Source organism: Leucobacter sp. WKLB1, from assembly GCF_059696215.1.
On the sequence record NZ_AP046115.1, the window covers coordinates 3,443,304 to 3,463,777 of the forward strand.

The window sequence follows — 20,474 nt, forward strand, 5'->3', positions numbered from 1 at the left end:
GGCCGACTCAATACTGACTGGACGCGAGTGCCGTACCGGCATCGCGAGGTGACCGTGAACGATCAGTAGTTGTCGATCTTCGGCGGCTCAGGCGTCGAGAGCACCTTGCCGGCCGTCTTCTCCCAAGCTGCGGCCCAGTCGCCATCATCGAACGACTCTTGCAGCGTGTCGTTGATGAAGCCGCGGAAGTCGTCGTCGCCCTTCTTCAAACCGATGCCATAGGGCTCCTCGGTGAAGGGGTTCTCGACGACCTCGAACTCGCCCTGGTTCTGGTCGGCGAGGCCGGCGAGAATCACGTTGTCCGTGGATACCGCCACGACCTCACCCGAGCGCAGCGGCTCGAGGCAGTTCGAGTAGGTGTCGGTGGCGAGCACGTCGACCCCTTCCTTCTTGAGGTTCTCCTCCGAGGTCGAGCCGGTGACCGAGCAGACCTTCTTGCCCTTGACGTCGTCGATGCCCGAGATGCCGTCGGGGTTGCCCGAGAGTACCAGCAGGTCTTGACCGGCGATGTAGTACGGGCCGCCGAAGTCGATGACCTGCTTGCGGTCGTCGTTAATCGTGTACGTCGCAACGACGATGTCGACCTCACCCTTCTCGATGAACGGCTCGCGGTTGGCCGACACGGCCTCTTTCCACGTGATCTGGTCTTCGGTGAGGCCGAGCTTTGCGGCGATGATCTTGCCGATCTCGACGTCGAAGCCCTCGGGTTTGTTGGTGGTCGGGTTCATGAGGCCGAACAGCGGCTGATCGTACTTCGTGCCGATCGTGATCTTGCCGGCGTCGTGGAGCTTCGCCATCGTGGTGCCTTCGTCGAAGGTGACGTCTTCGGCGGGTGCCGGTGCCGAGGTGTCTCCCCCGGCGTCGTTCGGCGATCCTGAAGCGCACGCTGTGAGGGCGAGAGCTCCAGCTGCCGCGATGACTGCTGCGTACTTGGCGAATCTCATGATTCCTGCTTTCTCTGCGTTGAGTCTGGTTCGTGGGAATCGGGGCGTCAGTGGCCGAGAATCTTCGACAGGAAGTCCTTGGCGCGCGACGTCGTCGGGTCGGTGAAGAACTGCTCGGGCGTCGCCTCCTCGACGATCTGCCCGTCGGCCATGAACACGATGCGATCGGCGGCCCGCCGTGCGAACCCCATCTCGTGGGTCACTGCGACCATGGTCATGCCGTCGTTCGCCAGACCGATCATCACGTCGAGCACCTCGTTGATCATCTCGGGGTCGAGTGCCGACGTCGGTTCGTCGAGCAGGATCAACTTGGGGTCCATCGCCAGCGACCGAGCGATGGCGACGCGCTGCTGCTGTCCGCCCGAGAGCTGCGACGGGAGCTTCTGGGCCTGGTTCGCGATGCCCACGCGATCGAGCAGCGCCATCGCTTTCTCCTCCGCGGCCTTGCGCGAGAGGCCGCGGACCTTCATTGGCCCGAGCGTCACGTTCTGCAGGATCGTCTTGTGCGCGAAGAGGTTGAACTGTTGAAACACCATGCCGACGTCGGCTCGCAGCGTCGCGAGGTCCCGGCCTTCTTCGGGCAGCGGTTCGCCGTCGATGGTGATCGTGCCCGAGTCGATGGTTTCGAGACGGTTGATCGCGCGGCAGAGCGTCGACTTGCCCGACCCTGACGGCCCGAGTACCACGACGACCTCACCGCGGCCGACCTGGGTGTTGATGTTGTTGAGCACGTGTAGATCGCCATAGTGCTTGTTGACTTCGTTGATGATGACGAGTGGCTCTCGATCGTCGCGGACCACTCTGACCGCTGTCGTCTCTCCCATGCGGCGATCGTACTGAGAGAGCCGAGCCGTGCGAAAGGTCTTGTGCTCGCCGCACAAAGCCGACTAGGGTTCTACAAAACTCCTGATGAAGTTGGGGAACGGACGGGACGGCGTGGGGAAGCGTCGACTCGCTGCTAGAGCTGTGCCTGCGGCCGGTCCAATCGTTACCAAGCCGTCACCGTGCTGGCGCGAATCGCGGCTTGAGGGCGCGAAATGCGACGCAGAGCAGGAACACGGCGGTGAGCACCAGACCGACCGATCCCCCGGCGGCGACCGAGTATTCGCGCGAGATCCAGAGACCCGCGATGCTGCCCGCAATGCCGAGCACTGCCGAGAGCACCGGAATCCACTCGACGCGATCGGTGAGCACCCGCGCGGCCGCAGCAGGCGCGATGAGTACGGCGACGCCGAGGATCGCCCCGACCGCGGGCATCGCCACGACCACTGCGGCGGCGATGATGCCAGTGACGACGAGTTCGACCGGCCAGGTGCGGTAGCCCGAGGCCACGTATCCGACGGGTTCGAAGGTGTGGAAGAGGATGCGGCGGCCGTACGCGGCCGCAAGCACGAGCGACACCACGAGCACCACGGCTGTCGAGGTCACGTCGGAGACGCTGACGCCGAGCGGTGAGCCGACGAGCAGCGCCTCGACGGGCACGCCGAGGCCCGGGTTGAGTGCGGCGAGCAGCGTACCGAGCGCGAACCCGAACGACAGCACCACCCCGCTGGTCACTTGACGCCCCTGACCGGGAATCTTCGCGAGCAGGGTCATGGCGAGCACCAGCACGAGCGCGAACAGCGCCTGACCGATGAGCAGGTTCCAGCCGAGCAGCGCGAACACCACACCGCCCGGGAACGTCGCGTGGCTCAGCGCGACCGCGAAGAACGAGCGACGGCGCAGCACAATGAGGGTGCCCGCGACCCCGGAGAGGAGGCCGAGCAGCGCGAGCTCGAGCGAGGCGAGCGCGAAGTAGCTCATGCGCGCACCGGCTTCCACGCCGGCTTCCGCACTGCGCCGACGCCCCAGCGCACAAGCGCGGCGAGCACGTACGCGGCGACGAGCAGCAGCACGACGACCGCGCCCGGCGAGACCGTCGCGCCGCCGGTGGTCGACCACTCGAACGAGATCCAGAGTCCGGCCACCCCGACGAAGAGCGGCAGCAGCACCGCGATCGGAATGAGCAGCGCGAAGCGGCGCGTCAGCAGGCGCGCGGCCGCCATCGGCACGGTGAGCAGCGCGATCACCATGAGCACGCCGAGCGCCTGTACCCCGGCGACGACGAGCAGCGCGACCGCGACGCCCAACGTGAGGTCGGCGCGCAGCAGCCGGAAGCCCGCGGCTTCGGCACCGGCCGCGTCGAACGAACGGAACAATTGCGCCCGCCACGTCACCCCGACGATTGCGACCGCAATGAGGGCGACGAGCAGGATCTGCCAGAGCTGCGTCTCGGTCACCGTGAGCAGACGCCCGAAGAGCAGCTCTTGCAACTGCGCGACGTAGCCCTCCTGCCGAGAGACGAGCACGACTCCCAAGCTGAACAGGCCGGTGAGCACGACCGCGATCGCGGCGTCGGCGCCGACTCCGCCGCGGTGCTCGATGACGGTGAAGAGCACGGCAGCGAGGATCGCCGCAACCACGGCACCAGGCAGCAGCAAGGCGGTGCCCCCGATCATCGAGCCGACGACCAGACCGGGAAACACGGAGTGCACGAGGCCGTCGCTCACGAATTCGAGTTCGCGAAAACTGATGAAGAGGCCGACGACGCCGGCCGCGACCGCCAAGATGCCGACGGTCACCAGGGCCCGCCACATGAACGGCAGCGCGAAAATGTCGAGTGGGCTGGATTGCGCGAGATGGAGGGCCGTCAGCAGATCGACCGACATCACTCGGTCTCCCGTGTCGTGGTCACCGTGTGCTGATCGAGTTCGACGGTCGTGTCTTGGAACGCGTGCTGCACGGCATCGAGCGTGAGGGCATCGGCGACCGACCCGAACGCGGCTGGGTGCCCGGGCTGGTTGGGATGGTGCCCGCTCGCGAGCAGCAGCGCGTGGGTGCACGCCTCCTGCGCGATCTCGAGGTCGTGCGTCGACACGATGATGGTGCGCCCCTCGGCCCGCAGTTCGCGCACGAGCTGCAGCAGCACGTCGCGATTCTCGCGGTCGAGGCCGTTGAACGGCTCGTCGAGCAGCAGCAACCGGGGGTCGGAGACGAGCGCACGGGCCAGGATGCCGCGCTGCTGCTGCCCGCCAGAGAGCTCACCGAAACGACGGGACGCGAACGCGCCGAGGCCGACCCGCTCCATGGCATCGCCGACGGCCGCGCGACCGTCACGACCGATCGGGCGCAGCGCACCGCGCGAGCGGTACAGGCCCATTGTCACGACCTGGCGCAGCGTTATGGGCAGGGTGGCGTCGCGGGTATCCGCCTGAGGCAGTGAGCCGATGTGTCGGCGGGCGCGATCCGGAGCCTCACCGAGCACCTGCACCGTGCCGGCCGTGCGATCTGCGAGCCCCAAAATGCCGCGCAGCAGCGTCGACTTGCCCGAGCCGTTCGGCCCGATCAGTGCAACCGCAGCTCCCGTCGGCACCTCGAGTGTGAGCCCCTCGACTCGCGCAACGCCGTCATACCCGAACGCCGCACCGGCCAGTGCAAGCGCGACGCCGCGCCCGGTGAGGGGCGCGGCGTCGGTCGCTGCGGGCACTGCGCAGTGCTGCGGGTCGTGCTCGGGGTTCATCCCTGCAGACTATCGGGCGCGGCGTCAGCCTTCACGCCCCAGGCATCGAGAATCGTCTGGGTGTTGTGCACGGTCGCACCGATGTACGTCGCGCCGTCGCTGTCGGGGGCGCCGAGGGAGTCGGTGTACAGCGTTTCGGCATCGATGACCTGCACGCCCGCCTCGGCGGCGATGGTCTCGGCGAGCTTCGGGCTCATCGACGACTCGACGAAGACTGCCTTGACTTTGTTCTCCTTGATCGAGGCGACGAGCGCATCGATGTCGGCGGCGCTCGGCTCGGCATTGTCTTCGAAGCTGGGCAGGATCGACCCGGCGAACGTGATGCCGTACTCGTTGAGGTAGTAGCGCATCGAGTCGTGACCGCTCACGAACTGGCGCTCGGCGGCGGGCACGCGATCCACCTCGGCCGCGACCCAGGTGTCGAGGTCGGCGAGCTTGTCGGTGTACTCCGAGGCGCGCTGCTGGTAATCGCTTGCGTGATCGGGGTCAGCCTGCTCGAGGCCCTTCGCGATCTCGTTCACCATGCCTTCGGCGAACTTCGGCGAGGTCCAGATGTGCGGGTTCAGGTCGCCGGGCTCTTCGGCGTGATCATGATCCTCTTCCGCGTGATCATGATCTTCTTCGGCCGCGTGATCGTGGCCCTCTTCCTCGTCATCGTGATCGTCGACGAAGCCGCCACCGGCGATGGTGATCTGCTTCGCCTCGTCGAGGTCGATGCCATCAGCGGCGGTGATGATGGTGCCGTCGAAGCCTGAGGCCTCAACCGCATCGTCGACGAAGCCTTCCAGACCCGCGCCGTTGACGACGAGCACGTCGGCCTCGCCGAGCGCCAGCAGGTCAGCCGGGCTCGGGTCGAAGTGGTGCGCCGAGGCGTTCGGAGCGAGCAGCCCAGTGAGTTCGATGTCGTCGCCGCCCACCTCACCGGTGAAGTCGGTGAGCTGCGTCGTGGTCGCGACGACCTTGAGGCCCCCGCCCCCGCCGCCGTCTCCCGAATCCGCGGTGGCGCCGCCACTGCAGGCGGTGAGCGCGAGCAGCGAGGCGAGCGCTGCGCTGGCGAGGAGGACGGGCTTGAGGGGGCGTGAGTAACGAGTCATGACACACTTTCTAAATGAGAACGAGTATCACTATACACTCACTCAGATGTTGCGTCGCCTCGTGATCGCATTCGTGCCGCGGCCACCGCGGTGCCGCCGAGCAGCAAGAGCGTCATCGCGAGCGCCGCGGCAACGGATGCGCCGTGCGCATCACCCGTGGCCGCGAGCCGCGGCTTGGCAGCACTCTCTGCGACCGCCGGGGCCGAGGTTGTCACGACGGTGGTCGGCGGGGCGCCTTCGGCACCGGATTCCGCGGGCTTCGTCGGCTCGACCGGATCGACGGGATCAATCGGGTCCACGGGCGCCGGCGCCACGGCGAGCGATACCGGCTGCGACGTCGAGATCGCGAACACCGAGTTGCCGGAATATCGCGCCGTGATGACGTAACTACCCTCGGGGAGCGAGGCGATCGCGAGCGTTGCCACGCCCGATTCAATCGGCGCACTGCCCAACGACTCGCCATTCGCGAAGAACTCGACTGATCCCGTCAACTCGGCGGGAGCGACCGACGCGCTCATCTGCACCGTCTCGCCGACCTTCGTGCCGGCGCGATCGAGCGACAACGTCACCGTCGCGACCCGCTGCTGCACCGTCACGGTGGTCTCAGCCGAACGCGACCCGTTCACACCCGCGTTGCCGGAGTACTCCACGGCGAGCGCATGCTCGCCGACGGGAAGCTGCACGCCAGGCAGTTCGGCGCGGCCATCGCTCGAGACGGGCACCTCACCGAGCATCTCTTCGCCCGCCCAGAACCGCGCCGTACCGGCGAGGTCGCCGACCGTGGCATCAGCCTCTACAGTGGCCGTCAGATCGATCGTCTCATCAGCGAAGACTTCTTCACTCGAGGTGCCGAGCGCTACTGAAGAAGCCGCCGTGTTGTACGTGATCGTGATGAGACCGTTTCCGTCGCGCACCCCGTTTTCGAAGACCGTGCCGGCGGGACCATAGCCCGATCCGCCACCCCCGGCGGTGCCCCACACCGTCAGGTAGCCCGGCCCGCCGCCCGCGCCACCGTAGTACCCACCGCCACCGCCACCGCTTCCCGGCGATTGCGGGTCAGATGAAGTGGTATCGCGCCCGTCGCCGCCGATGCCGAGCATGCCGCTCCCGCCGCCGTTCTGATCGCCGCCGGCGCCGTCGCCCGCAATGCTCACGACCTTGGCACCGCCGACCAACCCACCACCAGCACCGCCGATGAAGTTGCCGTACTGCGAGTTGGTAACCGCAACGGACCCGCCTCCACCGCCGGCGACGAGCACCCGGTGCTCCAGGCCCGCGCCGCCCACACGAATATCGCTCGCACCGCCACCGCTGGCGTTCGCACAGCCCTTGGCCGACGTGCGGCCGCCGCCATTGAACCCTCCGGCGACGCCACCGGGCTCACAGAGCACATTCGAGATTCCCACGCCGCCGACCGTGAAGTTGAGCACGTCGCCCGGCTGCACCGGCAGCACCGCAGTCGCCCGGCCGCCCCGACCGCCGACCATGTTGTTCCACTGCGTCGCGTCTCCACCCGCGGCCCCGAAGACGTCGGCCGTGATAGAGGTGACGCCGGTCGGCACGGTCCACTGCTCCGTCGCGCCGGTGAACGCGAATTCGCAGGTGGCGACGCCGGCGTCGACGGTGCACGCGGCATCCGCCTGAGCCGGCGCGGCAACCACGACCGGCAGTCCCAAGGTCGCAACGGCCACAGCCAACAGGGTTGCCCCGAGTTTCACACGCATACTCGAGAGCTTAAGCCGCAGACGGCCGCGTGCCTAGCAATCGGAATAACAATGCGTAGACAATCACGAGGAATCAGGTAGTTATTGCGCTGACCCCACGACCAGGTGCACCGCGTTGCCCCACGGATCCCACGCGGTGAGCGCATCATCACTGCGCTGGGACGTATAGCCGGCATCGGCCAGGCGATCCTCAACCGCATCGACCGCGGCCGCATCGGGCAGCGTGACCGTGAAGCCCGCGAGCCCCGTCGCGTTGGTGCGCGTCTCAGCGCCCTCGCTCTGCCACACATTCGTTGCCAGGTGATGGTGGTAGCCGCCCGCGGCGTAGAACAGCGCACCGTCGGCGCGCGACGTCACCGCGAAGCCGAGCGCGCCGGCGTAGAAGTCTTCGGCCTGCTGCAAGTCGCCGACCTTGAGGTGCACGTGCCCCATCGTCGCTGCATCGGGCGCGGCCTCGTCGATCGCGTCGGCGTCGGCGTCGGCGTCGGTGCCGAGGTGCTCGGTAATGAATTGGTTCGGGTCGAGCGCCTCCGACCCCATCTGCACCTCGCCGCCCTGCCACTTCCACTCGTCGCGAGGCCGGTCGACATACAGTTCGAGTCCATTGCCTTCGGGGTCGAGGAAGTAGAAGGCCTGGCTCACGGCATGGTCGGCCGAACCCTGGAACGTGTCGGGGGCGACCGTTGCGACGTTCAGAATGGTTGCGGCGAGCGCGGGCGCATCTGGATACAGAATTGCCGTGTGATAGAGCCCGGGGTCGGTGAGGGTAGATCCGGCTTCGCCCGAGTCGTCGGGCGTGAGGCGCAGGATCGGCTCGTCGAGGCCCAGCAGCACGCCGCCCCCAGTTGCTTCTTCGTCAGCGTCAGCTTCGTCATCGAGCACCCGCAGGCCGACCGCGTCGATGTAGTACTGCTGCACCTTTTCGAGATCGTGCACCGCGATCTCGACCACACCCATGTGCGTCTCGTCGGGCAGCGCGGCGACGGGTCGGGCGTCGCCTTGTGCGCTCGCCGACTGCGCGATCGCAATCCAGGTGATCGCACCGGCCGCGACCAATGCGGCGACGACGATGAGCGCAATGATGAGGGGCTTGCGAGAGCGGGCTGCAGAAGTGGCCATATCAAGTGGCAACTCTCACTCATCGACGCGCATTCCTGGGAAAGCCGGGTGAAGCGGCATCGAACAACCATGTGCGCCGTGCTTAACCGTTTATTCGGGTTGAGCACGGCGCACACGCTCGAGGGCAGCTCAGTGCCGGGTGCGTACGCGGGTGATGAACGCACCGGCACCGAGGAGCAGGAGCGCAGCGCCCGCGATCCAGGCCATCTCGCCGTTCGACGCGCCTGTCTGTGCGAGTCGGCTCTGCTGCGAGACCGTCGTCGCACCGGCAACCGAGGTACTCGCCGTTGCGGGGCCTCCGTTCGCTGCTGCGTCGGCCCCATCGGCCGCGGCCGTTGCGCCCGAATCGGCGTTGCCGCTCGCCGCCGCCCCAGCGTCGCTCTCCGCATCAGCATCGACCGCTGCAGCAACCGTGACCGTCAGCGTCGCGTCGCCCGTGATCCCATCTGCGTTAGTGACCCGATACGTCACTGAAGCGACACCAGCGAATCCGGCAGCCGGCGCGAACACGATCTGGCCGTTCGACACCTCGAAGGTTCCTTCGTCGGCGGTAACGAGCGACTGAGGATCACCCTGGACATCGACCAGCGTCAGAGTGTCGGGGTCGAGTGCGGGTTCCCCCGTCGCGCCGTCGTTGGCGAGCACATCAACGGTCACCGGGGTCTGCGCGGGTGTGCTGACCGCGTCGTCGACGAGCGTCGTGGGCCGCGCGGCCGCAACACTTTGCACGAAGGAGCCGTTGAAGGAGTGTGTCGCGCCCGCAGCGTAATCGATCGCCCACCCCGCCGAGATGTATCCCGGCGCCGTCGGCACCCAGCTCAGGCCGGAGGGATCAGCCACAACATCGCCTGAGACCGAAACGGGAACGGGCTGGCCGTCGAGTCCAACGATGGGCGTGTGCGAAGTGACACCCACGACCCCGTCTGGCACTGCAAAATACTGCCCGGTCGCGTCAATGAAGTGGCCGGGCTCGCTCGGATCCGCTGCCGCGACCGAGCTCAGCGGCGACAGGTCGCTAATCGAGTTCGAACCGAGGTACACCACGCTCAGCTTGGTGAGCGGCGCCAACGGAGCGATGTCCGTGACCCCGGATGACATCATGATCAGCGACGTCAGCTCGGTGAGACCGCTGAGCGGAGTCAGGTCTGCACCGTCAATGTTCGTCACCGAGAGCCACGTCAACTTGGTCAGACCGGAGACCGCCGAGAGATCGACGTTCGGGTTGTGCTGGAAGTCAAGGTCGGTCAGCTCCGTCAGGCCAGCGACCGCGCTGATGCCGCTGAGCTGGTTGAACCCCATGCTCAGATTCGTCAGCTGGGTGAGGCCTGCGAGCGATGAGACATCGGTCACCGCATTGTTCGAGAAGTGCAGCGTGCGCAGCCCAGTGAGGCTTGCGACCGGCGAGATGTCGGTGATGTTGTTCACGCTGAGCATCAACTCGGTCGTGCCCGTGAGCGCGTCGGCACCCGTAATGTCTGCGATGTCGCGGAAATTGCAGTTCAGCACCGGCAGGCTCGCCGCCTGGGCGTCGGTGATCGTGGATCCGGCCGGCTGCCCGAGAGCGTCATTGATGCAATCTGCGAAATGCGCATCAGGGAAGGTGACATCTACCGCGCTCGCGGGCGCCGCTCCAATCCCGAGCGCGGCGATGCATGCGCCGACGATAGCCGCACTCGAAGCGACACCTTTTGCCCGCCTCCGGGCGCCCTGATTCTGTTCCATGTGCGTCCATCCCGCTCGAATTACGTACTTAACATTCTGTATACTACGCTGAATATCTAAAATACTCCAGGGGGATGTCATGATCGATTACGCCGCGGTGGCCTCGGGGCTGCACTCAAAAGACACATTTCTCGCTTTGTGCGACGAACCACGCGTATTCGGAGCCAAGAAGCAAGCCGCGCGAGCAGCGGAGATCTGGGAGCGCGCAGAGCAACGCAGCGTTTTCGCGCATCGAGCACTCCGTGCCCCAGGCGGCACCGGAACCGGGCTCTTGGTGCACCTCATCTGGGACGCGGACTCCGATACCGCGAACGTCGGCGCGGCATTCACGGCGGTCACCAGCGCACTGCCCCCGTCTCTGACGAGGGCAGATGAAAAGGCGACCTACAAGCGCCGCGACAAGAAGCAGGGGGTGTTTTTCACCTGGCAGGATGTGCGATCGCAAGAGCTCAGCCAGTGGTTCTTCACCCGGTTCGGCGTGCACGCATTCGCCACGCAGCTCTTCAGCGAGAACGATTTGCACGAAGATCTCGCCATCGTCGCGGTCGTCGACGGCGTCGACCATATCTGGCTCGCTACCCACGAGTAAAGTGACGATCCCTTCACCTCGGGATACCTGCGGCGGCGGGTGACTCACCCCGCCGCCGCTCCCCGTTCTTACGGCATTACGAGAACGGCCTTCACCGCCTTGCCGCTTTGCGTGTCGGCGATCGCCTGCTCGATCTGGTCGAACGGGTACTGCGTGATCAACTGATCGAAGGGGAACTTGCCCGCAGCGTGCAGCGCCAGCATCTCAGGAATGAAGGTCTGCGGAACCGCATCGCCCTCGATCGCACCGACGAGCGTCTTGCCCGAGCCCGAGACGAGCCCGAGCGGAATCTCGACACCCGGCTTCGGCACACCGACCACAGCGATCTTCGCTCCGAATGCGGTTGCGCCCACGAGCTGCTCGACGACTGCCGGTACCGCGGTCGTGTCGACCGCGAAGTCAGCACCGACACCGCCGGTGATCTGCTGCACGAGTTCGACCGTGTTCTCGGTGCGGCTGTCGATCGTGTGCGTGGCTCCGAGTCGCTTCGCGAACTCGAGGCGTTCGGGCAGAATGTCGACGGCGATGATGGTGGTCGCCCCGGCGACGACCGCACCCATGATGGCGGAGAGCCCAACCGCGCCAGTTCCAGCCACGATCACTGAAGCGCCGGCAGGCACCTCAAGCGAGTTCAGTACAGTCCCTGCGCCCGTCTGCACGCCGCAGCCGAGCGGGCCGACGAGCTCGACGGGTGCGTCCGCAGGCAGCTTGACCGCGTTGCGGGCGTCGACAATTGCGTGCGTCGCGAACGACGACTGGCCGAAGAATGAGCCGTGCACCGTCGAGCCGTCGGCAGCGGTGAGTGTGGTCGATCCATCGGCGCGCACCCCGGCGATGTTCAGCGCCATGAAGTTGAGGCAGTAGGCCACCTTGCCGGTCACGCAGTTGCGGCAGTGCCCGCACGAGGCGAACGAGACTGCCACGCGATCGCCCACAGCGAGCCCGGTCACCCCGTCGCCGACCGCTTCGACGATGCCGGCGCCCTCATGCCCAAGCACGAACGGCAACGCGGCGGGAATGTGCCCGTGCTGCACCGCGAGGTCAGTGTGGCACAGACCGGTCGCGACGATCTTCACCAGAATCTCGGACGGTCGAATGTCGTCGAGGGTTACGTCCTCGAACACAAAGGGTCCGTCCACCTCGTGCAGTACCGCGGCGCGAGCGTTCGTAGTCATCAGGGTTTCCTTCCTGGGAGCCTCGGCTCCGGGGCACCCAAGCCTGATCGTATACCCACATCGGGATCACCCGGCGAAGCCTTGGAGCACTCACAGGGAGCAAGCAATGACCATCAGCGAGATCGCAGGTCGAGCTGCAGGATCGAGCCGCCCGGCGGCTCGTCGCGCAGCATCACCATGAATAGGTCAGCCTCATCCAGGTCATGGAGATCACTGAAGAGCAGAGTCGATCGTTCGATACGCGGGTCAACCGTTGCGATCACTTGCGCATCAGGATCAATGTCAGCGTAGACCGCTTCAAGATCAGCAAGACCCAAATGGCTACGGATCAAGAGCGCGCCGGCGTACTGCATGCCGTTGCCGGTTCCCGACAGTCGCTGCGCCGCCCACCCTGAATCGATGACCTCAGCGCCTGGAGGTACGGGCAACTGCTGCACCCGCGACTCGAGCTGCTGCGCTGCCGCGTTGTTCGCGGAGTGCACCCATACACCGGCACCCACGAGGGCGAGTAGCGGCAGCAGCACGATCACCGCGATGAGCGCGCCCGCGGGGATGCGTCGGGGCACACGGAGCGGCATCACCTCTCGGCGACCAGTGTGATTCGCATGCTCACCCATGCCGACGACAATAGCCGGGCAAGTTCAGGCGTGTTCCGGCACGAGGGCGGCGCGCGGTGGAAGAGTGACCACACCACCTAGGCTCGACGCATGCGTTCCCCGAGCTCCCCCGCCCTCGGCGTCGACATCCGCCTACTGCATCGAAACGACGCCGACGCGCTGGCCCGCGCGTACGTGCGCAATCGAGATCACCTGGCCCCCTGGGAGCCCACACGGTCTGAAGAGTTCTTCACCGCAGCCTGGCAACGGGAAGACATCGGTCAGCGCATCACTGCCAGCGAAGCCGGTACCGGCTTCAGTTTCGGACTCTTCTCGTCAGGGAAGATCGTGGGCCGATTCAATCTGGCCGGCGTCGTTCATGGTCCGTTCGAAAGCGCCGGGCTGGGCTACTGGGTCGACCAAGACTCAGAGGGGCGCGGGCTCGCCACAGCCACCGTGCGCGCGTTGCTCGACTGGGCACGCATCGAGCTCGGCTTGCATCGCATAGAGGCAAGCACGCTGGTGCACAATCTTGGATCGCAGCGCGTGCTCGCGAAAGCCGGGTTCGAGCAGATCGGGTACGCACCGAAGTACCTCAAGATTGCGGGAACCTGGCAGGATCACCATCTGTATCAAGCACTGCTGCACTGATCGGGTGCGCCGCGTCAGCCGGCGAGCGCGAGATGCAAGATGGGGTACGGCTTCCCTTCCCCGTCGACATCACTGCGACCCACCTGCATGAACCCCTGGCTCAGATAGAACGCTGTCGCGCCCGGATTCTGCTCGTTCACGTCGACCGCGGTGATGCCGTACCGAGTGATCGACTCCGCAAGCAGGGCGCTGCCGACCCCCTGGCCTCGGCACTCATCGGCGACGAAGAGCATCTCGAGGTTGCCGTCGAGCACTCCGGCGAAACCGACCGCCTGACCGTCGCGCTCTGTGACGAGCAGCGTGACCGCGGGAAAGTACGCGGTCGCCAGCCTGCCTTCGATGCTCGCGAAGTCAGACTCGGCGAGAAAGTCGTGCGTCGCCCGAACGGCGCTGCGCCAGATCTCGACGAGCCGCGGGTATTCGACCGAGCCGTGGCTCGGACGAATGATGAGGGGTGAGGGGCGCGAAGACATGTCGGTGCAAGTGTAGGCCGACCGCCCGCGCCCGATCAGGGGATCGGCACCCCGCGATCCTGCCCCACCCGCTTCATCACGAGGGTCGATTGCAGCCGCTGCACGCCCGGCAGCCCGGTGAGCACCGTGTCGTACAGCTCCTGATATGCCGCGAGGTCGGTGGTGAGCACGCGCAGAATGTAGTCGGGCTCACCGAAGAGTCGCTGCACCTCGACGACGCTCGGAATCTCGACCACTGCGGCCTCGAACGCCGTGATCACGTCGATCGAGGTGACACCGATCGTCACAAAGATCACGGACTCGAACCCCAGGCCGACCGCCTGAGGCGAGACCACCGCGCGATAGCGCTCGATGACTCCGGATCGCTCCAGCTCTTTCACCCGGCGATGGCACGACGAGAGACTCAGGCCGACCTGCTCGGCGAGCTCGGTGGCGCTCACCCGCCCCGATTCTTGCAGTCGTGACAGAATCTCGCGATCCAACGCATCCATGCGGTTGATTCTTGCAGATCGGCCCGCAAACGACTCAGAAAACGGAAGCACATTTCCCCAAGAAGGCCGTAATCTCTGAGCGTCAAAGGAGGACGGTGCCATGGATTGGACGCTGGCGGGGCAGTTCTGGATCATCGCTGCGGCACTCGCCGTCACCCCGGGGCCCGATTGGGCGTTCGTGATCTCGGCCGGCGCCCGACGCCAGCACCCCGCACCCGCGGTGCTCGGGCTGCTCAGCGGATATGTACTCGTCATCGGCGTCGTGGCGGTCGGAGCCGGTGCCGTCGTCACCGCTTTCCCGCTCGCACTCACCGCCCTCACCGTGGCCGGCGGCGCCTTCCTCGTCTACCTCGGCGTCACCACCCTCATGCGACCGGCTGCCCCGCTCGACGTCACCGGGGAGCCGCTGCACACCGGCGGCTTGCAGCAGTACTTGCGCGGCGCCGGTGTGAGCGGCATCAACCCTAAAGGCGTCATGCTGCTGCTCGCCCTGCTGCCGCAGTTCACTGGGCCAGGCGGTGAGTGGTCGCAGCCGATGCAGATGCTCGCGCTCGGCGGGCTCCATCTGCTCAACTGCGCAGTTGTCTACACCGTCGTCGCAACGGTGTCGGGTCGCGTGCTCGGCGGGCGCCCACGGGCGGGATCGATCGTCAGCCGCATCACCGGCGTGATGATGATCGGCGTGGGCTTGCTGCTGCTCGCCGAGCAGATCGCACCACTGATCTGAGCGCACGCGGCGGCGGCTCGTAAGCTGATGGGGTGACCGATTCGACGCCCGCATCGCCCGCCGTCGCCTCCGTGCCGAGCGCCGTCGCCTGGCGCGATGCACTGCGCAGCGGCGAGATCTCGGCGCGCGACGCTGTCACCGAGGTGCTGCAGCGGGCAGAAGTGGCGAGCGGTCTGGGCGCATTCGTTGCGGTGGATCGCGAGCTCGCTCTCGCACAGGCCGCGATGGCCGACGCGGGTTTCGCGAGCCTCGCTCCCGACCAACGCGCCGAGGCGCTGCCCCGGCTCCACGGCCTGCCGACCGCGTTCAAGGATCTGACCGATGTCGCCGGCTTCGTCACCACCCGTGGCAGCGCCGCGCTGCCGCACGCTCGGGCAGCCAACGACGCCCCCGGAGTCGCGGTGCTGCGGCGGGCGGGCGCAATCCCGATCGGCAAGACCCAGGTGCCCGAGCTCGGGCTGACCGGCTACTCCGAAAACGTCATCGCCCCGCCGGCTCGCAACCCGCTCGATTCCGAGCGCACCGCGGGCGGATCATCAGGCGGCAGTGCGGCGGCGGTCGCCGCGGGTGTATTGCCGGTCGCGCCGGGGAGTGACGGGGGCGGGTCGATCCGCATCCCCGCGCTCGCCTGCGGACTCGTCGGCCTGAAACCCGGTTTGGGCGCCGTGCCGAGCGACCTCGACGGTGGCGCCTTGGCCAATGGCAGCTTGCACGATGAATTCGGTGCTCCGCGCCTCGCCGTCACCGGGCCCCTCGCGCGTGACGCGGCCGACGCGGCGCTGCTCTTCGATGCGCAGCGCGGTGCGACGGGCGAACCAGCACTGGCAGCGGTGCGCGCTGCGGGCAGCGTGACCGGGCTACGCATCGGCGCGAGCACGGTCTCGCCGTTCGCACCGGTCTACCCCATCGTGCTCTCGGCGGAGGCTCAGCAAGCCTTCGTTTCGGCGATCACGCAGCTTTCAGCGCGCGGTCACAAGGTCGAAGACGCTGCCTTTGCATACGACCCCGGGTACCCCGACGCATTCACGACGTCATGGACGGCGGGGCTGTCACGACTCGAACTGGATGACGCGGCAGTGGATCGCCTTATGCCACTCACCCGCACGTTCCGTGAGCGGGCACTCGCGCGCAGCGACGACACACACCGGGCTGCAAGATCGCGCCTGCGCGAATTCGCATCCGACGTGCGCGCACAGTGGGGCGCCTACGATGCAGTACTCACCCCCGGGCTCGCGATGCTGCCCCCACGCGTCGGCGCGTTCACCGCGCAAGACGCCGACGGCGACTACCGACTGCAGTGCGAGTGGGCGCCGTACACGTCGATGGTCAACGTGTCGGGGCTGCCCGCGGTGGCCGTGCCGATCGTGCGGCTGCCGTCTGGCCACTCAATGGGGGTGCAGCTCATCGGGCGCACCGGGTCAGAGGCGCTGCTGCTGCAGCTCGCAGCGCAGCTCATGGAGCGGTAGCGGTCGCACCGCCTCGATCAGCGTGCAATGGGCGACTCTGACGCCACCACATCGCGGGTCATCGGAATTGCACCCATGATGTGCGGAAAGCCCTCGTGCCATTCCACGTCGACGCCCGCTGCGGCGAGCGCGTCGAGCCGAATCGCGATGTCGAGCAGCGGCAGCGAGATGTCGGCGTAGCGAGAGGCCAGCACCTGCGGCACCTGCTCGGCGGTTGCGGCGTGAATGAACCCGGCGTCGTCGAGGTGCGTGCCCCGCGTCGCCACCTCGTACTCGCCGAAACCACGGCTCATCTCCCAGTCGTCTGCGATCGCGATGTGGTGAATCAGGTCGGTCATCTTCTCGTCTCCTCGCTAATGAAACGGTTTCGTAGCATTCACGAGTAGACTACTCCCATGGAGTCAAAACGTGGGCGACCGACAGCGGCCGACAGCGCCGAGCGCAGCGTGCGCATCGCCGCAGTGGTCGCGCAGCTACTCACGAGCGACGGATTCGATGCCCTCACGTTCGACCGGGTCGCGGTCGAGGCCCGCGTAGCCAAGCGCACGCTCTACCGCGACTACGTCGACCGCGGTGGGCTGGTGCGCGCGGCGGTGCGGCGACTGCACGATGGGGCGGGGGAGTCGGGGCCGGGCGATCCGGCACACACCCCAGCCGCTGCGCGAATATGCGACCACTCTCGTCACGACCCTGCTGAGCGATGAGGCGATCGGGGTGCACCGCGCCGTGATCGCTGCGGCGACGCGATACCCGGAGGTTGCCACAGCCTTCTACACCGAAGGGCCGCAGCGGTCGATCGACGAGCTGGCGGCGCTGCTCGAGTCGACGCCGAACGCGACTTCGGGCTTGAGCGACCACCCGGCGAGGCCATCGGCCGAACTCCTCTTCTCTGCGCTCACCGGCGAAGCGCACCGACGGCGCCTGCTCGGCCTGACCGAAGCGCCCGACGGCCCTGGCGTCGCACTGCACGTCGACAGCACACTGGCAGGCCTGGGCTTCAAGCCAGACGGTTCGCTCGCCTGAGTTTCATTGCGAACGGGCTTGTACCCTCACCGCAATCCACACGTGTCGACAGCCACCGTGCAGCCGCACGCTCAGTAATAAAACTGCTTCGAAACGACCAGTAACCGCCGATCGGGGTCGGCGGTCTGCAGCGTTGAAAACGTGACGCCGTTTCCGGTGAACGTGCCCTCCAAGCTTTCTCCGCCGAGTCCGGCGATGACCTGCGACTTCTTCGAGAATTCATCAGGGCTTCCCGGCTCGAGGCCATCGACGGTCGCGTAGGCATCCGAGGCTGACAGCGAGAAGACTGCAAACCCGAATGCCGCGGTCTGCAACGCGTTCATATTCGACCGCGTATGCAGCAGCTCGGCGCCACCTGGCAACCTCACTGACGCTTCCTGCTCGATGTAGTCGACAACTGTGTCACGCGAGTCGCACGCCAATCCACGCGGATCAATGCACGATGTGATGACCGGAGATGCCTGCGTGGGTGGCGGAGTACGTAGGAGCGCGACGGCGACCGCAAGGAGCGCAGTGAGCACGACTGCCCCGAGCACGCAGATTGCCGCACGCCGAGCCAAGCGCGCGCGAATCTCCATATACACACCGTACGCGGCCCTACTGCGCGCGCACCGCGGAGCCCCGTGGAGCCGACGCGCAGTTCGCACATAGCCTGCGCATTGCATCGGCGCCCACACTCGAATCATGACCCGCCCAGCGATCCCGGATTCCGCGGCAGAAACCGACCGCACCACCCCTTCCTTCCCGACCCCCGCGCCCCCCACCGCGGCGGTCGAGCACACGGTCGATCGGTCTCGCCTCGGGGAAACGTTCGCGGGCACCTCCGTAAGCCGCCGGCGCTGGCTTTCCCCCTTGCGCGCCGGCGTCGCAGCTCTCGGCATCGCCATCCTCGCCTTCGGCGGCGGATTCGGCACCGCGTATGCGGTCAACGCGGCCAGCGCGCCTCCCCAGCCGCCGGCCGTGCAGCTCGAGATGCCCGAGGGCCTCATGGGATCGCCGGGCGGGTCATCCACCGACAGCTAAGCGACGTCGAGCGGATCCCCCATCAGCTCACGTGCGCGCTCGAGCAGCGCAATGGTCTCGACCGTGCGGTCGAGCGGGCGGAGCGGTGACTCAGTGAGCCCGGCGTCGAGGCATCGAGCCACCTCAAGCGCCTCCCAGAACAACTGGGTGTGCGCGAGCGGTTCCTCGTGCCACCGCAGCACCTCGCCATCGTGGAAGCGCACCTCGACCGGGCCGGGCTGGTAGAACGGCGCATCGAGCACGAGGGTCGCTTCGGTACCGGCGATGTATGCGGTGGTGGGCGTATCCGCCAGCATGGAGGCGCTGACGGTGGCGAGGCGATCCTGCGCGTCACCGAGCAACGCATGGAACGCGCCGACGGCACCCGGAGCCTCGACCCCCGGCACGACCTGGCGCCGGCCGTGAGCCGCACGCACCTCGAGCCCCCGAATGATCTCGTTCGCGAACATCAACGTGTACGAGCCGATGTCATTCATGACGCCGCCGCCCTGCGCGGGGTCCATGGCGCGGTGGTGGTCGACGAGCCGCTCGCCGAGGTTGGCGTGCACCTCGACGATCTCGCCGAGCAGACCGGCCTCGAGCACCTGGCGCACGACTGAGAAGCGCGGCAGTGCGAGCGTCCAGACGGCCTCCATCGCAAAGACACGGCGGGATCGCGCGAGCTCGACCAGCCGATCGACATCGGCGAGGCGCGGTGCCATCGGCTTCTCCACGAGTACGGGCTTGCCTGCCTCGATCGCGAGACTCGCGTGCGCGACGTGGTCGAGGTGCCCGGTCGCGACGTACACGACGTCGACATCACTCGCCACGAGTTCCTCGTACGAGCCGTAGGCGTGCGCGATGCCGTACTGGTCGGCGAACTGCTGGGCGCGGTCGAGCGTGCGCGATCCGACCGCCACAACCTGTTGCACGGTCGACGCCTGCAGCGCCTCGACGAACTTCGACGCGATCCATCCGGTGCCGAGGATCGCCCAGCGCTTCGGCGCCACCGCGCGCGGATCGGGCACGTTCGGCTGCGGCAGCACACGCCCGGCTGCGTGGCTCATGCGCCGGCCTCCACACGCACGAACGCGCCGCCCGAGTGCATCGAGGCGACGGCGGCCGCAGCGACGCGGGTCGCCTGCGCACCGTCTTCGACCGTCGCGAGCGTGGGCGCGCGGCCCTCGTTCAGCGCCGTCACCCACTCCTGCAGCTCGAGGCGGTACGCCTCGGCGTAGCGCGGGCGGAAGTCGACCGGAATACCCGTGCTCGCCGCCAGGTTCGAGAACGACTGCACGCGATGCGGCTCGGTGATCGAGACCGCACCCGTCTCGCACAGCACCTCGGAGCGCATGTCATAGCCGTAGCGCGCGTTGAGCGAGTTCTCGACGGTCGACAGTGCGCCATCGGCGGTGCGCAGCAGCAGGAAGAACGGCTCGCGTAGGCCGCCGCTCGTCGAGCTCGGGGTCTCGGGCGCATGCCACGACACCTCGGTGACGGGTGAGCCGAGCAGCCACGGCACGATGTCGAGGTCGTGGATCGCCGAGTTGTAGATCACGGTCTCGTCGGTCGCACCGGGCCCGGTCGTGACGCCGCGGCCGATCGAGTGCACCATGACAGGGCGCCCGTGCACGCCCGAGTCGACCTCGCGCTTCTGCTCGACGTACCCGGGATCGAAGCGGCGCATGAAGCCCTGGTGCACTAGCGGCGTACCCTCGCCCACGGCGGCGCGGTGCGCGGCGATCACGCGATCCGCGTCTTCAACCGAATACGACAGCGGCTTCTCGCACAGCGTCGGCTTGCCCGCCGCGATGCACGCGAGGGTCTGCTCGGCGTGCAAGAAATCGGGCGACGCGATGAGCACGGCCTCGACCTCGTCGGCGGTGATCAGCTCGAGCGGGTCGGTGTACGCGACCGCGCCCGGGATCGCCGCGACGACGGCCCCCGCGCGCTCGGCATCGGGGTCGGCGACGGCCACGACGGTCGCCCCCGAGACCTGTTCGTGCAGCAGCTGGGCATGGAAGGCGCCCATCACGCCCGTGCCGATGATGCCGATCTTCATGGTGCTCCTCTGGTGAGTGTGGGGTAATGCTGCAGTGTTCAGTGCCGGTCTGGGCCC

24 protein-coding genes are annotated in these 20,474 nt (G+C 67.1%); 7 read left to right on the top strand and 17 right to left on the bottom strand.

From position 1 onward, the window contains the following. Nucleotides 1-62: 62 nt before the first annotated feature. From ACZF5Y_RS15830 to ACZF5Y_RS15870, 9 genes are all read right to left on the bottom strand, one after another. On the bottom strand, nt 63-944 hold the full coding sequence (locus tag ACZF5Y_RS15830) for a glutamate ABC transporter substrate-binding protein (RefSeq protein WP_497533676.1): 882 nt from the start codon (nt 942-944) through the stop codon (nt 63-65). A 47-nt stretch (nt 945-991) separates the two neighbouring features. Next, the gene (locus ACZF5Y_RS15835; RefSeq protein ID WP_053351512.1) at nt 992-1,768 is read right to left on the bottom strand and encodes an amino acid ABC transporter ATP-binding protein; all 777 of its coding nucleotides are present in this window, start codon (nt 1,766-1,768) and stop codon (nt 992-994) included. 175 nt (nt 1,769-1,943) lie between these two features. Next, nucleotides 1,944-2,765 carry a metal ABC transporter permease gene (locus ACZF5Y_RS15840; RefSeq protein ID WP_497533678.1) on the bottom strand — a complete coding sequence of 274 codons (822 nt, stop codon included), beginning with the start codon at nt 2,763-2,765 and terminating at the stop codon, nt 1,944-1,946. After that, nucleotides 2,744-3,652 carry a metal ABC transporter permease gene (locus ACZF5Y_RS15845; protein ID WP_497533679.1) on the bottom strand — a complete coding sequence of 303 codons (909 nt, stop codon included), beginning with the start codon at nt 3,650-3,652 and terminating at the stop codon, nt 2,744-2,746. Before ACZF5Y_RS15845 ends, ACZF5Y_RS15840 begins: the two co-directional genes overlap by 22 nt. Beyond that, nucleotides 3,652-4,503, bottom strand: coding sequence for a metal ABC transporter ATP-binding protein (locus tag ACZF5Y_RS15850; protein ID WP_497533680.1), 852 nt, complete (start codon nt 4,501-4,503; stop codon nt 3,652-3,654). Before ACZF5Y_RS15850 ends, ACZF5Y_RS15845 begins: the two co-directional genes overlap by 1 nt. After that, nucleotides 4,500-5,597 carry a metal ABC transporter substrate-binding protein gene (locus ACZF5Y_RS15855; RefSeq protein WP_497533682.1) on the bottom strand — a complete coding sequence of 366 codons (1,098 nt, stop codon included), beginning with the start codon at nt 5,595-5,597 and terminating at the stop codon, nt 4,500-4,502. The genes ACZF5Y_RS15850 and ACZF5Y_RS15855 overlap by 4 nt, the downstream gene beginning before the upstream one ends. A gap of 38 nt (nt 5,598-5,635) precedes the next feature. Next, complete coding sequence (locus tag ACZF5Y_RS15860; RefSeq protein WP_497533683.1) at nt 5,636-7,321, bottom strand: Ig-like domain repeat protein; 1,686 nt, start codon at nt 7,319-7,321, stop codon at nt 5,636-5,638. An 81-nt stretch (nt 7,322-7,402) separates the two neighbouring features. Continuing rightward, complete coding sequence (locus tag ACZF5Y_RS15865; RefSeq protein WP_497533684.1) at nt 7,403-8,440, bottom strand: VOC family protein; 1,038 nt, start codon at nt 8,438-8,440, stop codon at nt 7,403-7,405. Between the two features lie 129 nt (nt 8,441-8,569). Then, nucleotides 8,570-10,162 carry a leucine-rich repeat domain-containing protein gene (locus ACZF5Y_RS15870; protein ID WP_497533685.1) on the bottom strand — a complete coding sequence of 531 codons (1,593 nt, stop codon included), beginning with the start codon at nt 10,160-10,162 and terminating at the stop codon, nt 8,570-8,572. 79 nt (nt 10,163-10,241) lie between these two features. On the opposite strand from ACZF5Y_RS15870, the gene ACZF5Y_RS15875 reads away from it, so the two are divergent. Beyond that, entirely contained in the window at nt 10,242-10,751 is a 510-nt protein-coding gene (locus ACZF5Y_RS15875) for a hypothetical protein (RefSeq protein ID WP_497533686.1), read from the top strand. Between the two features lie 68 nt (nt 10,752-10,819). Here ACZF5Y_RS15875 and ACZF5Y_RS15880 read toward each other — a convergent pair whose 3' ends face one another. After that, a complete protein-coding gene (locus tag ACZF5Y_RS15880) occupies nt 10,820-11,926 on the bottom strand; it encodes an NAD(P)-dependent alcohol dehydrogenase (protein WP_497533687.1) in 1,107 nt (368 codons plus the stop codon). 113 nt (nt 11,927-12,039) lie between these two features. After that, complete coding sequence (locus tag ACZF5Y_RS15885) at nt 12,040-12,543, bottom strand: hypothetical protein (protein WP_497533688.1); 504 nt, start codon at nt 12,541-12,543, stop codon at nt 12,040-12,042. A 90-nt stretch (nt 12,544-12,633) separates the two neighbouring features. Between ACZF5Y_RS15885 and ACZF5Y_RS15890 the strand changes: the two genes are divergently transcribed. Beyond that, nucleotides 12,634-13,173 carry a GNAT family N-acetyltransferase gene (locus tag ACZF5Y_RS15890; RefSeq protein WP_497533689.1) on the top strand — a complete coding sequence of 180 codons (540 nt, stop codon included), beginning with the start codon at nt 12,634-12,636 and terminating at the stop codon, nt 13,171-13,173. A gap of 14 nt (nt 13,174-13,187) precedes the next feature. Here the strand turns inward: ACZF5Y_RS15890 and ACZF5Y_RS15895 are convergent, their stop codons facing one another. Both ACZF5Y_RS15895 and ACZF5Y_RS15900 read right to left on the bottom strand, forming a co-directional pair. Then, nucleotides 13,188-13,646 carry a GNAT family N-acetyltransferase gene (locus ACZF5Y_RS15895; protein ID WP_497533690.1) on the bottom strand — a complete coding sequence of 153 codons (459 nt, stop codon included), beginning with the start codon at nt 13,644-13,646 and terminating at the stop codon, nt 13,188-13,190. 35 nt (nt 13,647-13,681) lie between these two features. Next, a complete protein-coding gene (locus tag ACZF5Y_RS15900) occupies nt 13,682-14,137 on the bottom strand; it encodes an Lrp/AsnC family transcriptional regulator (RefSeq protein ID WP_497533692.1) in 456 nt (151 codons plus the stop codon). 100 nt (nt 14,138-14,237) lie between these two features. Between ACZF5Y_RS15900 and ACZF5Y_RS15905 the strand changes: the two genes are divergently transcribed. Continuing rightward, entirely contained in the window at nt 14,238-14,864 is a 627-nt protein-coding gene (locus ACZF5Y_RS15905) for a LysE family translocator (protein ID WP_497533693.1), read from the top strand. A 32-nt stretch (nt 14,865-14,896) separates the two neighbouring features. After that, on the top strand, nt 14,897-16,330 hold the full coding sequence (locus ACZF5Y_RS15910; protein WP_497533694.1) for an amidase: 1,434 nt from the start codon (nt 14,897-14,899) through the stop codon (nt 16,328-16,330). Nucleotides 16,331-16,347: 17 nt separating this feature from the next. Here ACZF5Y_RS15910 and ACZF5Y_RS15915 read toward each other — a convergent pair whose 3' ends face one another. Next, on the bottom strand, nt 16,348-16,668 hold the full coding sequence (locus ACZF5Y_RS15915; RefSeq protein WP_497533695.1) for a DUF952 domain-containing protein: 321 nt from the start codon (nt 16,666-16,668) through the stop codon (nt 16,348-16,350). Nucleotides 16,669-16,725: 57 nt separating this feature from the next. On the opposite strand from ACZF5Y_RS15915, the gene ACZF5Y_RS15920 reads away from it, so the two are divergent. Both ACZF5Y_RS15920 and ACZF5Y_RS15925 read left to right on the top strand, forming a co-directional pair. After that, entirely contained in the window at nt 16,726-17,034 is a 309-nt protein-coding gene (locus ACZF5Y_RS15920) for a TetR/AcrR family transcriptional regulator (protein WP_497533697.1), read from the top strand. Between the two features lie 10 nt (nt 17,035-17,044). Continuing rightward, on the top strand, nt 17,045-17,353 hold the full coding sequence (locus tag ACZF5Y_RS15925; RefSeq protein WP_497533698.1) for a TetR/AcrR family transcriptional regulator C-terminal domain-containing protein: 309 nt from the start codon (nt 17,045-17,047) through the stop codon (nt 17,351-17,353). A gap of 71 nt (nt 17,354-17,424) precedes the next feature. On the opposite strand, the gene ACZF5Y_RS15930 is transcribed toward ACZF5Y_RS15925, so the two are convergent. Continuing rightward, nucleotides 17,425-17,931, bottom strand: a complete 507-nt coding sequence (locus ACZF5Y_RS15930; RefSeq protein WP_497533700.1) for a hypothetical protein — start codon at nt 17,929-17,931, stop codon at nt 17,425-17,427. 106 nt (nt 17,932-18,037) lie between these two features. Here ACZF5Y_RS15930 and ACZF5Y_RS15935 point away from each other — a divergent pair, with 106 nt between their 5' ends. Next, nucleotides 18,038-18,376, top strand: a complete 339-nt coding sequence (locus ACZF5Y_RS15935) for a hypothetical protein (RefSeq protein ID WP_497533701.1) — start codon at nt 18,038-18,040, stop codon at nt 18,374-18,376. Here the strand turns inward: ACZF5Y_RS15935 and ACZF5Y_RS15940 are convergent. Together ACZF5Y_RS15940 and ACZF5Y_RS15945 are read right to left on the bottom strand one after the other, a co-directional pair. Then, entirely contained in the window at nt 18,373-19,422 is a 1,050-nt protein-coding gene (locus ACZF5Y_RS15940; RefSeq protein WP_497533702.1) for a Gfo/Idh/MocA family protein, read from the bottom strand. The genes ACZF5Y_RS15935 and ACZF5Y_RS15940 overlap by 4 nt on opposite strands. Then, nucleotides 19,419-20,417 carry a Gfo/Idh/MocA family protein gene (locus ACZF5Y_RS15945; RefSeq protein ID WP_497533704.1) on the bottom strand — a complete coding sequence of 333 codons (999 nt, stop codon included), beginning with the start codon at nt 20,415-20,417 and terminating at the stop codon, nt 19,419-19,421. The genes ACZF5Y_RS15940 and ACZF5Y_RS15945 overlap by 4 nt, the downstream gene beginning before the upstream one ends. Nucleotides 20,418-20,474: the final 57 nt, after the last annotated feature.

Bases quoted from the DNA above. Each gene is read 5' to 3' on its own strand.
- ACZF5Y_RS15830 (WP_497533676.1), bottom strand. From the start codon at position 944: ATGAGATTCGCCAAGTACGCAGCAGTCATCGCGGCAGCTGGAGCTCTC.
- ACZF5Y_RS15835 (WP_053351512.1), bottom strand. From the start codon at position 1,768: ATGGGAGAGACGACAGCGGTCAGAGTGGTCCGCGACGATCGAGAGCCA.
- ACZF5Y_RS15845 (WP_497533679.1), bottom strand. From the start codon at position 3,652: ATGTCGGTCGATCTGCTGACGGCCCTCCATCTCGCGCAATCCAGCCCA.
- ACZF5Y_RS15850 (WP_497533680.1), bottom strand. From the start codon at position 4,503: ATGAACCCCGAGCACGACCCGCAGCACTGCGCAGTGCCCGCAGCGACC.
- ACZF5Y_RS15855 (WP_497533682.1), bottom strand. From the start codon at position 5,597: ATGACTCGTTACTCACGCCCCCTCAAGCCCGTCCTCCTCGCCAGCGCA.
- ACZF5Y_RS15860 (WP_497533683.1), bottom strand. From the start codon at position 7,321: ATGCGTGTGAAACTCGGGGCAACCCTGTTGGCTGTGGCCGTTGCGACC.
- ACZF5Y_RS15865 (WP_497533684.1), bottom strand. From the start codon at position 8,440: ATGGCCACTTCTGCAGCCCGCTCTCGCAAGCCCCTCATCATTGCGCTC.
- ACZF5Y_RS15870 (WP_497533685.1), bottom strand. From the start codon at position 10,162: ATGGAACAGAATCAGGGCGCCCGGAGGCGGGCAAAAGGTGTCGCTTCG.
- ACZF5Y_RS15875 (WP_497533686.1), top strand. From the start codon at position 10,242: ATGATCGATTACGCCGCGGTGGCCTCGGGGCTGCACTCAAAAGACACA.
- ACZF5Y_RS15880 (WP_497533687.1), bottom strand. From the start codon at position 11,926: ATGACTACGAACGCTCGCGCCGCGGTACTGCACGAGGTGGACGGACCC.
- ACZF5Y_RS15885 (WP_497533688.1), bottom strand. From the start codon at position 12,543: ATGGGTGAGCATGCGAATCACACTGGTCGCCGAGAGGTGATGCCGCTC.
- ACZF5Y_RS15890 (WP_497533689.1), top strand. From the start codon at position 12,634: ATGCGTTCCCCGAGCTCCCCCGCCCTCGGCGTCGACATCCGCCTACTG.
- ACZF5Y_RS15895 (WP_497533690.1), bottom strand. From the start codon at position 13,646: ATGTCTTCGCGCCCCTCACCCCTCATCATTCGTCCGAGCCACGGCTCG.
- ACZF5Y_RS15900 (WP_497533692.1), bottom strand. From the start codon at position 14,137: ATGGATGCGTTGGATCGCGAGATTCTGTCACGACTGCAAGAATCGGGG.
- ACZF5Y_RS15905 (WP_497533693.1), top strand. From the start codon at position 14,238: ATGGATTGGACGCTGGCGGGGCAGTTCTGGATCATCGCTGCGGCACTC.
- ACZF5Y_RS15915 (WP_497533695.1), bottom strand. From the start codon at position 16,668: ATGACCGACCTGATTCACCACATCGCGATCGCAGACGACTGGGAGATG.
- ACZF5Y_RS15920 (WP_497533697.1), top strand. From the start codon at position 16,726: ATGGAGTCAAAACGTGGGCGACCGACAGCGGCCGACAGCGCCGAGCGC.
- ACZF5Y_RS15930 (WP_497533700.1), bottom strand. From the start codon at position 17,931: ATGGAGATTCGCGCGCGCTTGGCTCGGCGTGCGGCAATCTGCGTGCTC.
- ACZF5Y_RS15935 (WP_497533701.1), top strand. From the start codon at position 18,038: ATGACCCGCCCAGCGATCCCGGATTCCGCGGCAGAAACCGACCGCACC.
- ACZF5Y_RS15940 (WP_497533702.1), bottom strand. From the start codon at position 19,422: ATGAGCCACGCAGCCGGGCGTGTGCTGCCGCAGCCGAACGTGCCCGAT.
- ACZF5Y_RS15945 (WP_497533704.1), bottom strand. From the start codon at position 20,417: ATGAAGATCGGCATCATCGGCACGGGCGTGATGGGCGCCTTCCATGCC.